Origin of the sequence: uncultured Pontibacter sp., from assembly GCF_947499215.1 — a bacterium.
Taxonomy (GTDB): domain Bacteria; phylum Bacteroidota; class Bacteroidia; order Cytophagales; family Hymenobacteraceae; genus Pontibacter.
Window position 1 is genome coordinate 614,587 of sequence record NZ_CANMNI010000002.1, and the last position, 14,934, is coordinate 629,520.

The 14,934-nt window shown below is 52.0% G+C and carries 11 protein-coding genes; 8 read left to right on the plus strand and 3 right to left on the minus strand.

What is annotated here, in order from left to right:
* Positions 1-49: 49 nt before the first annotated feature.
* The gene (locus Q1A04_RS10720) at positions 50-1,315 is read right to left on the minus strand and encodes a DEAD/DEAH box helicase (protein WP_299705234.1); all 1,266 of its coding nucleotides are present in this window, start codon (positions 1,313-1,315) and stop codon (positions 50-52) included.
* A gap of 328 nt (positions 1,316-1,643) precedes the next feature.
* Here Q1A04_RS10720 and Q1A04_RS10725 point away from each other — a divergent pair, with 328 nt between their 5' ends.
* From Q1A04_RS10725 to Q1A04_RS10740, 4 genes are read left to right on the plus strand one after another with little or no spacing between them, the layout of a single operon-like run.
* The gene (locus tag Q1A04_RS10725; RefSeq protein WP_299705237.1) at positions 1,644-2,339 is read left to right on the plus strand and encodes a TetR/AcrR family transcriptional regulator; all 696 of its coding nucleotides are present in this window, start codon (positions 1,644-1,646) and stop codon (positions 2,337-2,339) included.
* A gap of 24 nt (positions 2,340-2,363) precedes the next feature.
* Positions 2,364-4,103 (plus strand): ATP-binding cassette domain-containing protein, encoded by a 1,740-nt coding sequence (locus Q1A04_RS10730; RefSeq protein WP_299705240.1) that lies wholly within the window; start codon positions 2,364-2,366, stop codon positions 4,101-4,103.
* Between the two features lie 2 nt (positions 4,104-4,105).
* Positions 4,106-5,461 (plus strand): HlyD family efflux transporter periplasmic adaptor subunit, encoded by a 1,356-nt coding sequence (locus Q1A04_RS10735; protein WP_299705243.1) that lies wholly within the window; start codon positions 4,106-4,108, stop codon positions 5,459-5,461.
* Positions 5,462-5,468: 7 nt separating this feature from the next.
* Entirely contained in the window at positions 5,469-6,908 is a 1,440-nt protein-coding gene (locus tag Q1A04_RS10740; protein WP_299705246.1) for a TolC family protein, read from the plus strand.
* A gap of 502 nt (positions 6,909-7,410) precedes the next feature.
* Here the strand turns inward: Q1A04_RS10740 and Q1A04_RS10745 are convergent.
* The gene (locus tag Q1A04_RS10745; protein ID WP_299705249.1) at positions 7,411-10,149 is read right to left on the minus strand and encodes a lamin tail domain-containing protein; all 2,739 of its coding nucleotides are present in this window, start codon (positions 10,147-10,149) and stop codon (positions 7,411-7,413) included.
* Between the two features lie 386 nt (positions 10,150-10,535).
* Between Q1A04_RS10745 and Q1A04_RS10750 the strand changes: the two genes are divergently transcribed.
* From Q1A04_RS10750 to Q1A04_RS10765, 4 genes are all read left to right on the plus strand, one after another.
* Complete coding sequence (locus Q1A04_RS10750; protein ID WP_299705252.1) at positions 10,536-11,525, plus strand: aspartate-semialdehyde dehydrogenase; 990 nt, start codon at positions 10,536-10,538, stop codon at positions 11,523-11,525.
* A gap of 150 nt (positions 11,526-11,675) precedes the next feature.
* Positions 11,676-12,533, plus strand: a complete 858-nt coding sequence (locus tag Q1A04_RS10755; protein WP_299705255.1) for an Mrr restriction system protein — start codon at positions 11,676-11,678, stop codon at positions 12,531-12,533.
* 56 nt (positions 12,534-12,589) lie between these two features.
* Positions 12,590-12,982 (plus strand): DUF302 domain-containing protein, encoded by a 393-nt coding sequence (locus tag Q1A04_RS10760; RefSeq protein ID WP_299705258.1) that lies wholly within the window; start codon positions 12,590-12,592, stop codon positions 12,980-12,982.
* 64 nt (positions 12,983-13,046) lie between these two features.
* A complete protein-coding gene (locus tag Q1A04_RS10765; protein WP_299705261.1) occupies positions 13,047-13,619 on the plus strand; it encodes a GNAT family N-acetyltransferase in 573 nt (190 codons plus the stop codon).
* A 14-nt stretch (positions 13,620-13,633) separates the two neighbouring features.
* On the opposite strand, the gene Q1A04_RS10770 is transcribed toward Q1A04_RS10765, so the two are convergent.
* Complete coding sequence (locus Q1A04_RS10770; RefSeq protein ID WP_299705264.1) at positions 13,634-14,776, minus strand: FAD-dependent monooxygenase; 1,143 nt, start codon at positions 14,774-14,776, stop codon at positions 13,634-13,636.
* Positions 14,777-14,934 lie beyond the last annotated feature (158 nt).

Below are 14,934 nucleotides of genomic sequence, written 5' to 3' on the forward strand. Positions count from 1 at the left end.
CCACAGACGTAATGTCCATGCAGGCCTTTTGATGATCAGCTATACCTTCCTATTTCTTTTTCTTGGCCTTTTTCTTCGCTTTTTTGGCCTTGGCGGCTTTTGCCTTAATTTCATCCTCCTCTGCCTCTTTCATCAGGGCTTTCCAGTCGAACTTGGCCTCCGGGCTGAAGTCGATGGTGGCTTCGCGGTCTTCCGGGTCGAGTTGCAACACCTTGATGTCTTTGGTGAGGTAGGTCTGAATTTCGTCGAGTATCGGTTTCTCTTCGGAACTGCAGAATGACACGGCTATACCTTTGGCGGTGCCGCGGCCGGTACGGCCCACGCGGTGCACGTAGTTCTCGGGCTGATCGGGCAAGTCGTAGTTTACCACGTAGTCCACGTTCGGGATATCGATGCCGCGGGCACTCACGTCAGTGGCGATCAACAGCTTCACGTCGCCTTTCTTGAAGCGCTTCATCACGTCGGTACGGTCCTTTTGCTCTTTGCCGCCGTGTATGCTCACCGCCTCTATCCCGACGCGCTCCATGGCTGCCACCACACGCTCGGCACGTACCTGCGTACGCACAAAGGCCAGTATCTTCTTATCGGGGTTCTCTTTCACAACGCGCTCCAAGAAAAAGCGCTTCTCGTCCATCTCCACATACATTACCGAGTGGTCTACGTTCTTGGACACTGGGTCTTTCGGAGAGATCTGAATACGCACAGGCTTGTTCACCAGCGAATAAGCCAGCTCCTTTATCTTTTCGTTGATCGTGGCCGAAAAGAACAGCGTCTGACGTTTGCGGGGCAGTTTGGTAATAAGTTGGCGGATGTCGTGGATGAAACCGAGGTCGAGCATGTGGTCGGCCTCGTCGAGCACGAGTACCTCTACGCGTTCCAAACGGATGTAGCCTTGGCTCACGAGGTCGAACAGACGGCCGGGCGTAGCGATCAGGATATCTATACCTGCCTCCAACTTGGCGATCTGTGGCCCTTGCTCCACGCCACCGAACACGCAGAACGTCTTCACACGGGTATGGCGCCCCAGTTCTTCGAACACTTCCGTAATCTGCACTGCCAGTTCGCGGGTAGGCACCATCACGACGCACTTAATGCCATCGGAGCGACGGCGATTGATCGCATACTGCAGCCTATCGAGTATAGGTATGGCAAAGGCTGCTGTTTTGCCCGTGCCCGTTTGGGCGATAGCCAGCACATCCTCCCCCTTCATAATGGGTGGTATGGCTTTGAACTGTATATCGGTTGGTTTGCGGAAACCAAGCTTGTCTAGGCTCTTCTTGATCTCGTCGGATATGCGGTAATCTTCGAACTTCATGGTGTTGCGTTACTGGTTAGCTACTGACCATTACGTAAGGCCGCAGCGAATTGCAAAGGTACAGCTTCTTTTTCTGATTTGCTGCGACCTCCCATAATGAGACGCCAATGCTAAAGTATACCGACACACCTATGATATTGGTTTGACTCAAGAGAAAGAATTCGAAAGCAAACTAAACTTTTTTGATAGTATTACTATTATACAGGAAAGTTGTTATAACTTTGCAGCACTAAATCTCGAATACAAGTTAATCTGAAGGCCAGAATACAACCATAAAGGCAATAAGGCACGCTGCAACCAAGGGCATCAATCATAGGGGAATTGACACATGAGCAAAACCAGCATCAAAATAAACCTGACGCACAAGGCATACTTACGTGATCCGGAGAGTACCGAGTTGGGCAGGCGTATTATAAAGGAAAGCATCATCTTAATCGATGAGTTGGGGTTTGAGCAATTCACGTTTCGCAAACTGGCCACGGTGCTCGGATCTACAGAAGCGTCTATTTACCGTTATTTTGAGAACAAACACAAGTTACTGGTATACTTGGTATCATGGCATTGGGCGTGGCTCGATTACAGCGTGCTGTTTCAGACGAACAACATGCCTGATCCGCGTCTGCGCCTGAGCCGCGCCATCGATGTGATCACCACCTCCGGTACCGACGACCCTGCCACAGCGCATGTGAATGAGAGTGCCTTGTACCGCATCGTGATAGCCGAGGCCTCCAAGGTATACCTGACCAAAGAGGTGGATATGGATAATAAGGACGGTTATTTTCTGGAGTACAAACGCCTATGTCACCACATTGCAGAGATGGTCTTAGACGTTAATCCAAACTACCCTTATCCGCATGCGCTTATCAGCACCATCATGGAGGCTGCGCACCAGCAACTGTTTTTTGCACAGCACCTGCCTTCGCTCACCGAAATAAAAGGTACGCAGCGTCGCCCCGAAGAAGCGGCCGCCTTTTTAAAACATCTGGTTTTTGCCGCTGTTGACCAAAATTATAAAGCCGCATAAGAACGCTATACCTGAACCAAGCACATGAACAAAGCCTATAAACACAAGCCACTCTATACCCCGATGCAGCGATTCTGGCAGCTACTGGCCGCCGAGAAGCGCGAGATCGTTTATCTGTACATCTACGCCATTGTGGCGGGTCTTATTAGCCTCTCACTTCCGCTGGGCATTCAGAGCATCATCGCCTTCATCTCGAGCGGACAGATTACCGTGTCGGTGGTCGTGCTGATAACCTTGATTGTATTGGGCTTGCTCATTGTGGGCGGTATGCAGATCATGCAGCTGTGGCTAGTAGAGTACATTCAACAGCGCATCTTTACGCGCACGGCATTTGACTTTTCCTATAGAGTGCCTCGTTTGCAGTCCGAGGCTTTGCACCGCTACTATCCGCCTGAGCTCATGAACCGCTTCTTCGACACCATCTCGCTGCAGAAGTCCATGGCCAAATTGCTCACCGACTTTACCACGGCCGCGATCCAGATCGTGTTCGGCCTCATTCTTCTGGCTTTTTACCACCCGTATTTCATTGTGTTCGGCATGATCCTGATCATTGTGCTGATCGCTATGCTATATTTCACGAGTCCGCGCGGCATTGACACGAGCATCACGGAGTCGAAGTACAAGTACAAGCTGGTGGCATGGCTGCAGGAGATGGCTCGCTCCATGAACACTTTTAAACTGGCGGGCCAGTCGGAACTGCCGACCGAAAAGACCAATGCCTTTGTGACAAACTACCTGAAAGCACGCCGACAGCACTTTAAGGTACTTATGACACAGTACTTCAGCTTCGTGAGCTTCAAAACCGTGATTACGGGCGGCTTGTTGGTATTAGGCGCCATCCTCGTGATTCAACGGGAGATCAACATCGGTCAGTTTGTGGCCTCCGAGATTGTGATCATCCTCATCATGACGGCCGTGGAGAAGATCATCATCAAACTCGACAACATTTACGATATGCTCACCAGTCTCGACAAACTGGGTCAGGTGACAGACATCCCGCTGGAAGAAGAGCGCGGCGTGTCCATGCCCGCCAAGGGACAGGGGTTGTCGATTCAGGTAAAGAACCTGCGCTACCAGTACCCGAGCACGGATGATTTTGCCATCAACGGTATTTCGTTTGATGTGCTGGCCTCTGAGCGGGTGTGCATTGCGGGCTTCAACCGATCAGGCAAGTCCACGCTGAGCCAGTTGTTGCTAGGGCTTTATGAGAACTACGAAGGAAGTATTGCCTACAACAACCTCTCGATGCGCGACCTCGAAAAGAATAGCCTGCGCCGCCTGATTGGCGACAACACCTCCAAAGAACAGGTGTTTGACGGTACTATTCTGGAGAACATTACGCTGGGTATACCCAATGTGCCGATCGATGATGTGGTGTGGGCCACCGACAATGTGGGTCTGACCGATTTTATACACGAACTACCGGACGGCCTGCAGACCGAGCTGACAGGCGGCAGCATCCGTCTGCCAGCCAGTGTGTCGCGCAAGATCATCATGGCCCGCTGCCTCGTGCTGCGCCCTAAAATGCTCCTCCTCGACGATTTCTGGGGAGGGATGGAGAAGCACGAGAAGCTGCGCCTTATCCAGATGCTCTCCTCACAGGAGTTCAGCTGGACCCTGCTTATTATTTCCAACGACCCTGAGGTGATGGCCATCTGCGACCGCACCCTTTTGCTGATGGACGGGAAACTGGTCGCAAGCGGCGATTTTGAAGAAATCCGTCACAGTAAGCCTTATCAGCAACTGGCCAACCTGACTGTTTAACTATGAAAGAGAAAGATCCTTATACCCCTTCTCAGGGACACAGAGCTTTGGAAGCCATGGAAATGGTGCGTACCCCACAGCTTGGGCGCACGCTGGCTTACTGGATCACGGGCATCGTGTTTTTTATGTTCCTGATCCTGTTTCTGCCTTGGACACAGAACATCGCCTCGCGCGGCACCCTGACAGCCCTCGATCCGCAGGACCGTCCGCAGACGGTGCAGAGCATCATTGCAGGCAGTATTGAGCGCTGGCATGTGCAGGAAGGCCAGCTGGTGCAAAAAGGCGATACCATCGTGAGCCTATCGGAAGTGAAGGAAAAGTACTTCGACCCGCAGCTATTGGACCGCCTGAACGAACAGGTGGAAGCCAAGGAAGGTGCCGTGGAGGCCACAGAGTCAAAGGCCGTAGCACTGGAAAATCAGATAAGAGCACTGCGCGAAGGGTTGCGCTTCAGCCTCGACAAAGGCCGCAACAAGATAGAGCAAACCCGCCTGAAAGTGCAGAGCGACAGCGCGGACGTGGTGGCGCAGCGTGTGGAAGTGGAGATCGCCCTCAACCAGTATGCCCGACAGGAGGCGCTCTATAAGCAAGGCCTGAAATCGCTGACAGAGCTAGAGGCTCGCCGCCTGAAACTGCAGGAAGCACAGGCCAAGCTGGTAGCAAACGAGAACAAACTGGCCAGCTCCCGTGCCGAGTTGCAGAACACTTATACTGAACTCAGCTCGCTGCAGGCAGAGTATGGCGACAAACTGGCTAAGGCGGAATCGGAACTGAGCTCGAATCGCGCCTACCTCTACAGCACCATTGGGGAGACCTCCAAACTGCGCAGCGAGTACAGCAGTACCCTTGAGCGGAGTCGCTTCTACCAAGTACTGGCCCCACAAACAGGCTACCTCGTGCGCACGCTTCGTGCAGGTATAGGCGAGAACATCAAAGAGGGCGAGGCCATCGCGACCATCATGCCCGATAACCCGCGGCTGGCCGTGGAGCTCTTTGTGGAGCCCATGGACCTGCCTTTGCTATACCGTGGCGCCCCGGTGCGCCTGCAGTTCGACGGTTGGCCCGCACTGGTATTCTCAGGGTGGCCAAACCTCGGCTTTGGTACCTTTGGCGGCAAAGTGGCTGTTATTGACAACACGGCGACGAATGGTTATTACCGTATGCTGGTAGTGCAGGACCCGGAGCAGGAGGAGTGGCCCGAGGCGATACGCATTGGGTCGGGCGTGCAGGGCTGGGCCATGCTCAACACCGTACCGATCTGGTACGAACTGTGGCGACAGCTCAACGGTTTCCCGCCTGACTACACGGGCACACTGCCTGTAGACGGGGCCAATTCACAGAAAGAAGAAAAGAAATAAGGTGCGTATGAATTTGAATCGTGCTTTTGTGGTCACGTTTGTCTGGTTGCTGTCCTTAACAGGTATAGCCCGCCCTGCCGTGGCCCAGTCTGCCGACTCGGTGCGGGTGCTCACCATGCATGCGCTCTATGAACAAGTGCTGGCCTACCATCCGCTGGCCTCGCAGGCGGCGCTTCTGGCTCAACAGGCCGATCAAGAGTTGCGCATGGCCCGCGGCGGCTTCGACCCCGTGATCAGCAGCAAGTATGGCGAAAAACAGTTTTCCGATAAAGACTATTATACCTACTGGAACAACAGCCTGCGGGTGCCGCTGTGGTTTGGCCCGCAGCTTTTGGCAGGTTTTGAGCGCAACGACGGCCCCTATCTCAACCCTGAGAAGAGTACCCCATCGAACGGACTGAGCTACGCAGGTATAGCCATACCGCTGGGGCAGGGTTTGTTCATGGACGAGCGCCGCGCCATGGTGCGGCAGGCCCAGTTGCTCCCGCGCATGGCCGAAGCCGACCGCCTCAAGCTTGTGAACAAACTCCTGCTGGATGTGGCCAAAGACTACTGGGACTGGCTCTATTATTATAATGAGGTGCTGGTATATGAAGAGGCACTAGAGTTGGCTGAGGTCAGGACAAGAGCCGTGAACGAGCGTGCCCGTCAAGGCGACCTTGCCGCCATCGACACGGTGGAGGCCCGCACCGAGGCCCTTAACCGACGGGTGTTACTCAGCGCGGCGCTGCAGAAGTACAACAACAGCAAGCTGCGCGTCGAGATGCACCTGTGGGACGCCGGCAACCAGCCGTTGGCGCTGGCGGCGAATGCCGTTCCCTCAGCGCTTGGCACCGAACTGGATCCGCTCAGCCCTGAAGAGTTGCAGGAGTTGCTGGAACTGGCCAAAGTCAACCATCCCGAACTTATCAAACTCGATCTGAAAGGCCAGCAACTGGAAGTGGAGCGCCGCTTTGCCGCCGACAAGCTCAAGCCAAAACTGGATGTGGAATACAATCTCCTGCAGAGCGATTTCTTTATGAACGGAGACGCTTTTCAAGCACCTTACATGCGCAACAATTACAAGCTAGGCGTGAGCTTCAGTCAACCCCTCTTTTTAAGAGAAGAACGTGGGAAGCTGCAGCTCACCAAACTGAAGCAACAGGAGGTAGGTTTCCAACAGTCATACACAGTGCGTGCCATTGAAAACGAACTGGAGATGGTCTACAACGAGTGGATGGCATTGGAAGAACAGATTGCCTTGCAGGAACAGATGGTAACGAATGCCCGTGTGTTGCAGGAAGGCGAGATCGTTAAATTCCAAAGCGGCGAGAGCTCCATCTTCCTAATCAACGCCCGCGAACAGAAGTTGCTCGAGTCCCAGATCAAACTCTACGACCTACGCAGCAAATACGCCAAAACAAAAGCGCAACTGTACTGGTCAGCGGGTGATATGCAGCGGGAGTAATGGCTACTGCCGAATTAAGAATAGAGTGATGACGAGCCTCTTTCATCTGACCTGATGGGTTTGCTTTCAAAGTCAAATTGAAGGAGCGCCTAGTAGTTTTCTAAAGAATGTAGCAAACCGATGTGGACAAGTGGCGGTTATCAACAAAGTTGCTAACAAATTTAGCTGTCGTCTAAAATGATTAGCCATAAGTGCAACAATTTGTAGCGTGGGCTGGGAGTGCTAGGGTTGAGTTATTGATTATCTGGTGCAAGATTAACACTCCTGCCTCTTAGCAGAGGTGTTAGCGTTTGGCATAAGTCTCACAATATTGGCTTTACACCCCTATAATCCCCTCAAGGGGATAGTTTTTGCCAGAACTTAACAGCCCTGCTACCCCTCAAGTGGACTACCGGTGCACGATTCGAGCAGGTCGCGACCTGTTCCTACAAACGGTTATACATTTATACCTGCCTGCGACGACGTTACACTGTAATGTCGCTACATCCTAACTCCTAAACTCTTACAGCCTCCCTCCTACCACGACCCGCTCCTTGTGCACACTCTTTTGCCCATCCAAGTCGAAGAGCTCGATGAAGAACAGGTAATAGCCGATTCCCGCTTTGGAGCCATCCTGCCGTGTGCCGTCCCAGCGGAAGAAGCCATCGGTGGCGAGCAACTCGTTTCGCACTAGTTTGCGCACTTCCCTCCCTTGTGCATCAAAAACAGTAATGTTAGCGACAAGGCCGCTTTGGTCAGCGCTGTAATTGATAGTCGTGAAATCCTCATAGCCATCTCCGTCGGGTGAGAACACCTTGGGCTCAATGGTGAACATCCGCTGGGCCGCTATACCTTGCTGTGACTGAGAATTAATGTAGCCGGGTGTGGCAAAGACCATGGTGGCCGCTGAATGGAAATTGTCTGGCGTAGTCGGGCCGTCCAACCGGATACGCTCCAGCGAAATACCGTTACGGTCGTCGATCAGACTGAAGTGCATGCGCTCGGTATAGTCGAAGCGGTCTGCCACGCGGTTATCAGGTTGCAAAACAATCACGGAACCAACTGCATCGGGGTAAGAGGGCAGTGAGGCCATCTGCAGGAAAGTCTCTTCCCGTGCTGCCGGGTAGTTGCTTTTAATGTTTTCAGGGTTGGTGGTAAGCACTACGTATTGGCCGGGTGCCAGTACATAAGGGGCTGTAGTAATCACACGCCGGTTGGCGATGCTGTCGTTGCTAATGTTGGCCAGTTGCCAGTTCTGCAGGTTGATGTATTTGTCGCTGCGGTTGACGAGCTCTACAAAATCCACGCCGCCGGGCCTAGGATTGAACAGCACCTCGTTGATGACCACATCGCCGGGCTCGGGCGCAGACGGCAGGGCAAAAGTTGCCGTGAGTGGGTGCGAACTCAGGTTGCCGGCACAGTCGCGTATACCTGTGGCGGTTAAGGTATAAAGCTGCCGCTCCTGCAGAGGGCCAGCGAGTTGCAAAATCACCTCCTCAAACAACGGTGATGCCACCTGCACACTGGCTATATCCATACCTGCCGGACTCAAGGTATAGCGCCCCACCTCCGCGACCTGCGCACTGTCAAGCCGCTCGTTAAAGCGCAGCAACAATCGATCAGGTGCTATTGCTATAACGCTGAGCAAAGTGGGCGGGGTGTTGTCAGGTATAGAGGCGGCGACGGAGTTAGGCTGGCCGGGAGTACCGCCGCGAGGGTCGTTGGAGACCATCCAGTTTTCGGTACCAGCGCAGGGATTGCTCACATCAATCATCTCGAGGCTCCAGCCGCCGTTGCGCTTGGCATTGTCGCGGTACCACGTGTCGCTGTAGTTCACGGCATAGATCAGACGGCCATTGGGCTGGCGCAACTGCAGGAGCTCACCAGTGTTGTTCAGGCTCGGAAAATTGCTGATGCCGATCACTCGGCCAAACTGCGTAAAATTGGCCACCTGTGTGTTGGGTACGATCACGGCATATTCGCCCGGTTGCAGAAGAGCGCTGGGAAGCGTAGTAGTAGAGGTTGCGTCGGAGAGGCGTATACCTTGCAGCGTGAGCACCTTCTCAGTTGGGTTGTACAATTCGATGTACTCCACGGCAGGTAGCCCTACAGCCGGTGTTTCGCGGGCCATGATTTCGGTGATGAGCAATTCGTTATAGCCGGGCAGCACAGGCGGCAGCGCATACTGGAAAGTCAACTCCACTGGGCTTGGCAAAGCGTTGCCATATAGATCGGCTATACCTGTCACCGCCATCGTATTCGCCCCATTCCGCAGCGGCTGCGCAAAAGTGAGCAAGACTGTACCGTTTTCGGTAAGCTCAGCAGAAGTCGGTTTGATGCTCCCGTTCAAGGTATAGTTGGCGAGGTTTTGGGCTTGTTCTGTGGCTAAGGGCTCGTTGAAGCGCAACTCCAGCGTTTGCGTACTCAGCGGCTGGGCGCTTTCCAGCACCGGCGGGGTTGTATCTGTAATCCGGAAATCATCAAAGTAAAACTTCTGGCTGTTGGCAGAGCTATACCTAACCAGCACGCCAAAGTAGGCCGAGCGCTTGTGTGTAGCATCTGTAACTCTTCCCTGAGAGACGTAGCTCTGCCCCGTACCTGTCACATCAATCTCTAACTGCCACTCATGCTCTACACTCCGCGTGACCCGCACCCGCACGATGGTGTTGGAAGTTGCCACGGTTTTGTCTTGCCCGTTGATGATGATCACAGGGGTCTTTCCAGCGTCTTTCCGGAACAAGCTCACTTCGTCGGGCGTACCACCGATACGCACAAAATAGCCGTTTAGGTCAGCGGACTTCAGCTCTTCTTTGTCCGAGATCAGGAAGATATCGGCATAATTGCTGGAGGAGGTTGCCAGTCGCAGGTTGGCCCAGAACTCCCAAACCGTACCTACCACTGCCTGTGAGGGCGTGGCAAGGTATAATGTCGTGCCCGTCACTGCAGGTCCATTGCTCTGCAGCTGGTTCTGGGTATTCACGACAAAACTGTTCACATCACCAGCCCAAGTGGGGTTTTGGGTAAAATTTCCGTCAGAGAAGTCGTCTTGAAGCTGGGCTGTGGCAAGGTATGGCAGCACAAGGAGAAGACTAGTAGCTAGCGTCCTTTGCGTAACACTCGCCTTGATGTTATGGGAGATGAGGTAGTTTATACCTTCCACCACCATCAGAACCCATTTCGCCATACTGAATGCACCTTGGAGGCTAGTATGATAGGCAATGATCTGGTAATCTATAAATGCTTGGCGTAAAGTTTGTTTCATGCGCAGATATTGTGGTGAAAACTTACGAACTTCGCAGCCGCAAAAGGAAAAGCCTGTGCAAACGTGAAGACATTCACTGGGCCGTAAGGCGCTGTGAGGTCGGAAAACCGGCCGCTTTTTGTAAAATTTAGAACTTTTACGCGAGCTAAGGGAGTTAGTTAGAAGAGTTTGGGAGTTAGTGGGTTAAGAAGGCAGAAAACTGTAAAGCATAACCTGTAGGGACAGGTCGCAACCTGTCCGAATCGTAAATAGGCATACAACTGCCTTTTCTTCGGAACAGCCATCGCACAGAAACAGGCTAAACCGGAATTAACAACTCAACAATTTAAACTTTCAACCCTATCAGCACATTAAAGAATTAACACATTAACCACATACCTTAAACAATGAAAGTAGCAGTAGTAGGCGCCACCGGATTGGTAGGCGGCGAGATTTTGAAAGTACTGGCGGAGCGTAACTTCCCGGTAACGGAATTATTGTTGGTTGCTTCTGAGAGATCTGTTGGTAAACAGATGGAGTTTAAGGGTAAACAGATAAAGGTGATCGGGATGCAGGACGCGATTGCGGCTGCCCCACAAATTGCCATTTTCTCAGCCGGCGGCAGCACCTCTACCGAGTGGGCCCCAAAGTTCGCCGAGGCAGGCATCGTGGTAGTAGACAACTCTTCGGCTTGGCGCATGGACCCTACCAAGAAGCTGGTGGTACCAGAGATCAACGCCAAAGAACTGACTAAAGAAGATAAGATCATTGCTAACCCGAACTGCTCGACCATCCAGATGGTAGTGGCTCTGAATAAGCTGCACGAAGAGCTGCAGGCGAAGCGCATTGTCGTGAGCACTTACCAGTCCGTGACAGGTACAGGCGTGAAAGCGGTGGAGCAGCTTATGAACGAGCGCGAAGGCAAAGAGGGCGAGAAAGCCTACCCGTATACCATCGACCTGAACGTGTTGCCGCACATCGACGTGTTTCAGGACAACGGTTATACCAAGGAGGAGATGAAGATGATCCTCGAAACAAAGAAGATCATGGGCGACGACTCTATCCGTGTAACCGCTACTGCCGTGCGCATCCCTGTGATGGGCGGTCACTCCGAGTCAGTGAATGTGGAATTTGAGAAGGACTTTACGCTGGACAAGGTATACCACATCCTGAATGAAACCGAAGGTGTGAAAGTGGTAGACGACGTAAAAAACCTCCAATACCCGATGCCGAAAGACGCGCACGGCAAAGACGAAGTGCTCGTTGGTCGTGTCCGCTTAGACGAAACCCAGCCGCGTACGCTCAACATGTGGATCGTGGCAGATAACCTACGCAAAGGTGCTGCCACCAATGCTGTGCAGATTGCCGAGTATCTGGTGAAGCAGGGGTTGGTGTAGGTATAAAATTCAATAAACCATAAAAAACGGAAGCTCTTATCGGGGCTTCCGTTTTTGTTTAAAGAAATTAAGACATACCTGTAAGCACTAAGTTCCATAGGAAATATCATATATTTATGTGTTTCTAGTACTTAAGCCCTTAAATTCATCATGAGCGAAATCTTCAAGTATAAATACGATGACTTATTTAACCCGACTCTAAAAGCACTTAAAAAACTCGGTGGCTCAGGATCTGTAAGCGAGATTGAAGAAGAGGTGATTGAAATTTTAAAACTATCTGAAGAAGAAGTTAACGACATTCATCGGGAAAGCACAACCAAACTCACCTACCGTTTAGCTTGGGCTAGGAACTATTTAAAACGCTATGGTTTACTTGAAAACTCAAAGAGAGGTGTTTGGGCATTAACAGAAAATGGTAAACAAACAGCTTCGGTTGATAAGAAACAAGTCAAGAGAACCATTATTAAGCTCGACAAAGAAGTCCGAGGGGAAAAAGAGAAACCTGTAGCTACAGATATAGAAAACGCCAGCGAAGAACTTATAGAGTTTTCATGGCAAGAGGAGCTACTGGATTCTGTAAAGAAAGTTTCCCCTGATAAATTTGAAAGACTATGCCAAAGGCTTCTCCGTGAACTGGGCTTTCTAAATGTAGAGGTCACACAACGCTCTAATGATGGCGGAATAGATGGCCAAGGTCTTATCAGGATTGGAGGTGTACTCTCTTTTCATGTTGTATTTCAGGCAAAGCGATATCAAGGCAGTGTTGGCTCGAGTGTAGTAAGAGACTTTAGAGGAGCCATGATCGGAAGAGCTGATAAGGGACTTATTTTGACCACTGGAACTTTCACTAGAGAAGCAAAGAAGGAAGCCAATAGAGACGGCGCTCCTCCTATAGATTTAATTGACGGAAATGAATTTGCCGAAAAGCTTAAAGAGCTTGGTCTTGGTGTAGAAATTGAGCTAGTCGAGAAGGTTAACATCAAAAAAGAATGGTTCGCTGATTTTTAATACCACCCCAATCCCCTCCCCGTTCGTAGTTAAATCAAACAACCTAAACCAAAGCTATGAACTACTATTTCAACAAAACACTGACAGGCAAGAACTTCGAGGAGGCGGTGCAGCAGGTAACCGACGAATTGAAGAAAGAAGGATTTGGTGTGCTCACCGAGATTGACGTGAAGGATACGCTGAAAAAGAAAATAGACGTCGATTTTAAGAACTATAAGATCCTTGGGGCCTGCAATCCGCATTTTGCACACAAAGCCCTGCAAAGCGAGGACAAGATCGGCGTGTTTCTGCCTTGCAACGTGGTGGTGGAAGAGCATGAGAACGGCGAGATAGAAGTATCTGCCGTGGACCCCATCGCCTCCATGGCTGCTGCCAAAAACGAATCGCTGGAAGGTATCGCCACGGAGGTGCAGCAAAAGCTGAAGCGGGTAATCGAAAACTTAAACTAAACCGAAAAGGGTATAGAATCCGCTGGCGTAGAGCTATTAGCAGTAGCTAAGAGCTTATCTTTGCATGAACAGCAGTTTCATCAACAATAGATACATGCGTACCCAACCCATCCACTCCGAAAGGCTCGTGCTTATACCTTTTACGCTCGAGGCAGCCCGCACTCTTTATGCCGGCGACAAAGCTGTGCTTGCCTATCTTGGGCTGCAGGCAACACCTTATTGGCCAGATCAAGAAACGATGGATACCTTGCCCAAAGTCATTAAACACTTAGAAAAGGTGCAGGAGCCAACCGGATTTGAATCTTGGATGATAGTGCTGAAACGCAACAGCACCGTTATAGGCGACGCCGGCTTTAAAGGACCGCCTAGTGCCGAGGGAGTGGTTGACATAGGTTACTCCATCATTGAGCAGGAGCACCAAAGAGGCTATGGCCTAGAAACGGCCAAGGCCTTGGTGGATTGGGCATTTCGGCAACCCACAGTTAAGACTGTGACAGCAAGCTGCCTTTTAGAAAACGCGGCCTCTATCCGGATACTCGAAAAGCTAGGTATGGAAGAGCGTGTACGGGACGATGAGGTAATCTATTGGAAGCTGGAACAATCCAAAGCAGGTATAGCATGCGCAAATTTGCAGTAGCGTTCTACTCCAGTCTAGAAATCTACCTTATATAAATCCTCCATCTGCCGCTGCGTCACGAACTTGGGCATAGCCCGGAAGAGCGTATTCCGAAGCTTACCCAACAGCGGATGACGCCAATGCGCCACTTCACCTAGCCTGCGTGACATTTCAATGACCTTGGCTGTGCGGGCTTTGCGGCGCTTTTCGTATTTCTTGAGGCCCTCGGCCAGTACATTTTCCTGCTGCAGGCACTGCGCCAGCACTACGGCATCTTCTATGGCTTGGCAAGCGCCCTGTCCCATGTTGGGTGTGGTGGCATGAGCGGCATCGCCCAAGAGTACGACGCGTCCGTACACGAAATGCTTCAGCGGCTTCAGGTCGGCTATGTCATTCCAGATAAGCTGGTCCTGCGAAGTGGAGGCCAGCACGGCTTCTACGGGCGGGTGCACCATTTCGAAATGGCGAGCCAGTTTTTCGGGCGTCATGCGGCGCATTTTCTCATCGCGCTGCGGGGCGTTAATGCAGGCATACCAGTAAATCTTGTCGCCTTGCAACGGCGCTATACCTACCCTGCCCTCCGGTGCCCACGTCTCCGCCGATATCATGTTATTGATTTCAACGCCCGGGTTGTCGACCACGGCGCGCCAGCAGGTATAGCCAGCGTAGCGGGGTATGCTTTCGGGCACCAATTGCTGGCGCACCACCGAGCTAATGCCATCGGCGGCGATGAGCAGATCAGCCGTGGCATGGCTCCCGTCAGCAAACATGATCTGCACCTGATCGCCGCGCTGCTTTACCTCTTCGCAGCGCTTGCCCAACACAACAGAGTCGGGCTGCAGATGACTGAGGAGTACCTCGTGCAGGTCGGCGCGGTGTATCACAAAATTGTTGATGCCATACTTGCTGCTCAAAGGGCGAGTGTCCATGTTGCTGATCTCGCGGCCGTGCTCATCGAAGATCACCAGCGCATCGAGTTGCTTGCCTCTTGCGACCACGTCGTCCATCACACCAAGTCGGGCAAGTCCCTGCATGGCGTTGGCGGCCAGCCCCACGCCAGCCCCCAGCCCTTTGAAATTGGGTGCCGCCTCATACACGGTAGTTTCTATACCTGCCTGCTGCAGTGCCAAGGCCGCACATAAGCCTCCGATACCGCCTCCTACAACTATGGCTTTCATACTTATGACTGATTGGTTTCCTTATTCATTATACTCCATTTCGCCTGTTTCAGCATGGTCTAAACTAGCATAATCTATACCTTCTCACAACAAAAAAAGCAGTACAAGAATTACCCCGCGCTGCTTCTTTCCTACATGCTGCTATACGCTCCCGACAC

Coding starts and splice junctions, on each gene's coding strand:
- Q1A04_RS10720 (WP_299705234.1), bottom strand. CDS start 1,315: ATGAAGTTCGAAGATTACCGCATATCCGACGAGATCAAGAAGAGCCTA.
- Q1A04_RS10725 (WP_299705237.1), top strand. CDS start 1,644: ATGAGCAAAACCAGCATCAAAATAAACCTGACGCACAAGGCATACTTA.
- Q1A04_RS10730 (WP_299705240.1), top strand. CDS start 2,364: ATGAACAAAGCCTATAAACACAAGCCACTCTATACCCCGATGCAGCGA.
- Q1A04_RS10735 (WP_299705243.1), top strand. CDS start 4,106: ATGAAAGAGAAAGATCCTTATACCCCTTCTCAGGGACACAGAGCTTTG.
- Q1A04_RS10740 (WP_299705246.1), top strand. CDS start 5,469: ATGAATTTGAATCGTGCTTTTGTGGTCACGTTTGTCTGGTTGCTGTCC.
- Q1A04_RS10745 (WP_299705249.1), bottom strand. CDS start 10,149: ATGAAACAAACTTTACGCCAAGCATTTATAGATTACCAGATCATTGCC.
- Q1A04_RS10750 (WP_299705252.1), top strand. CDS start 10,536: ATGAAAGTAGCAGTAGTAGGCGCCACCGGATTGGTAGGCGGCGAGATT.
- Q1A04_RS10755 (WP_299705255.1), top strand. CDS start 11,676: ATGAGCGAAATCTTCAAGTATAAATACGATGACTTATTTAACCCGACT.
- Q1A04_RS10760 (WP_299705258.1), top strand. CDS start 12,590: ATGAACTACTATTTCAACAAAACACTGACAGGCAAGAACTTCGAGGAG.
- Q1A04_RS10765 (WP_299705261.1), top strand. CDS start 13,047: ATGAACAGCAGTTTCATCAACAATAGATACATGCGTACCCAACCCATC.
- Q1A04_RS10770 (WP_299705264.1), bottom strand. CDS start 14,776: ATGAAAGCCATAGTTGTAGGAGGCGGTATCGGAGGCTTATGTGCGGCC.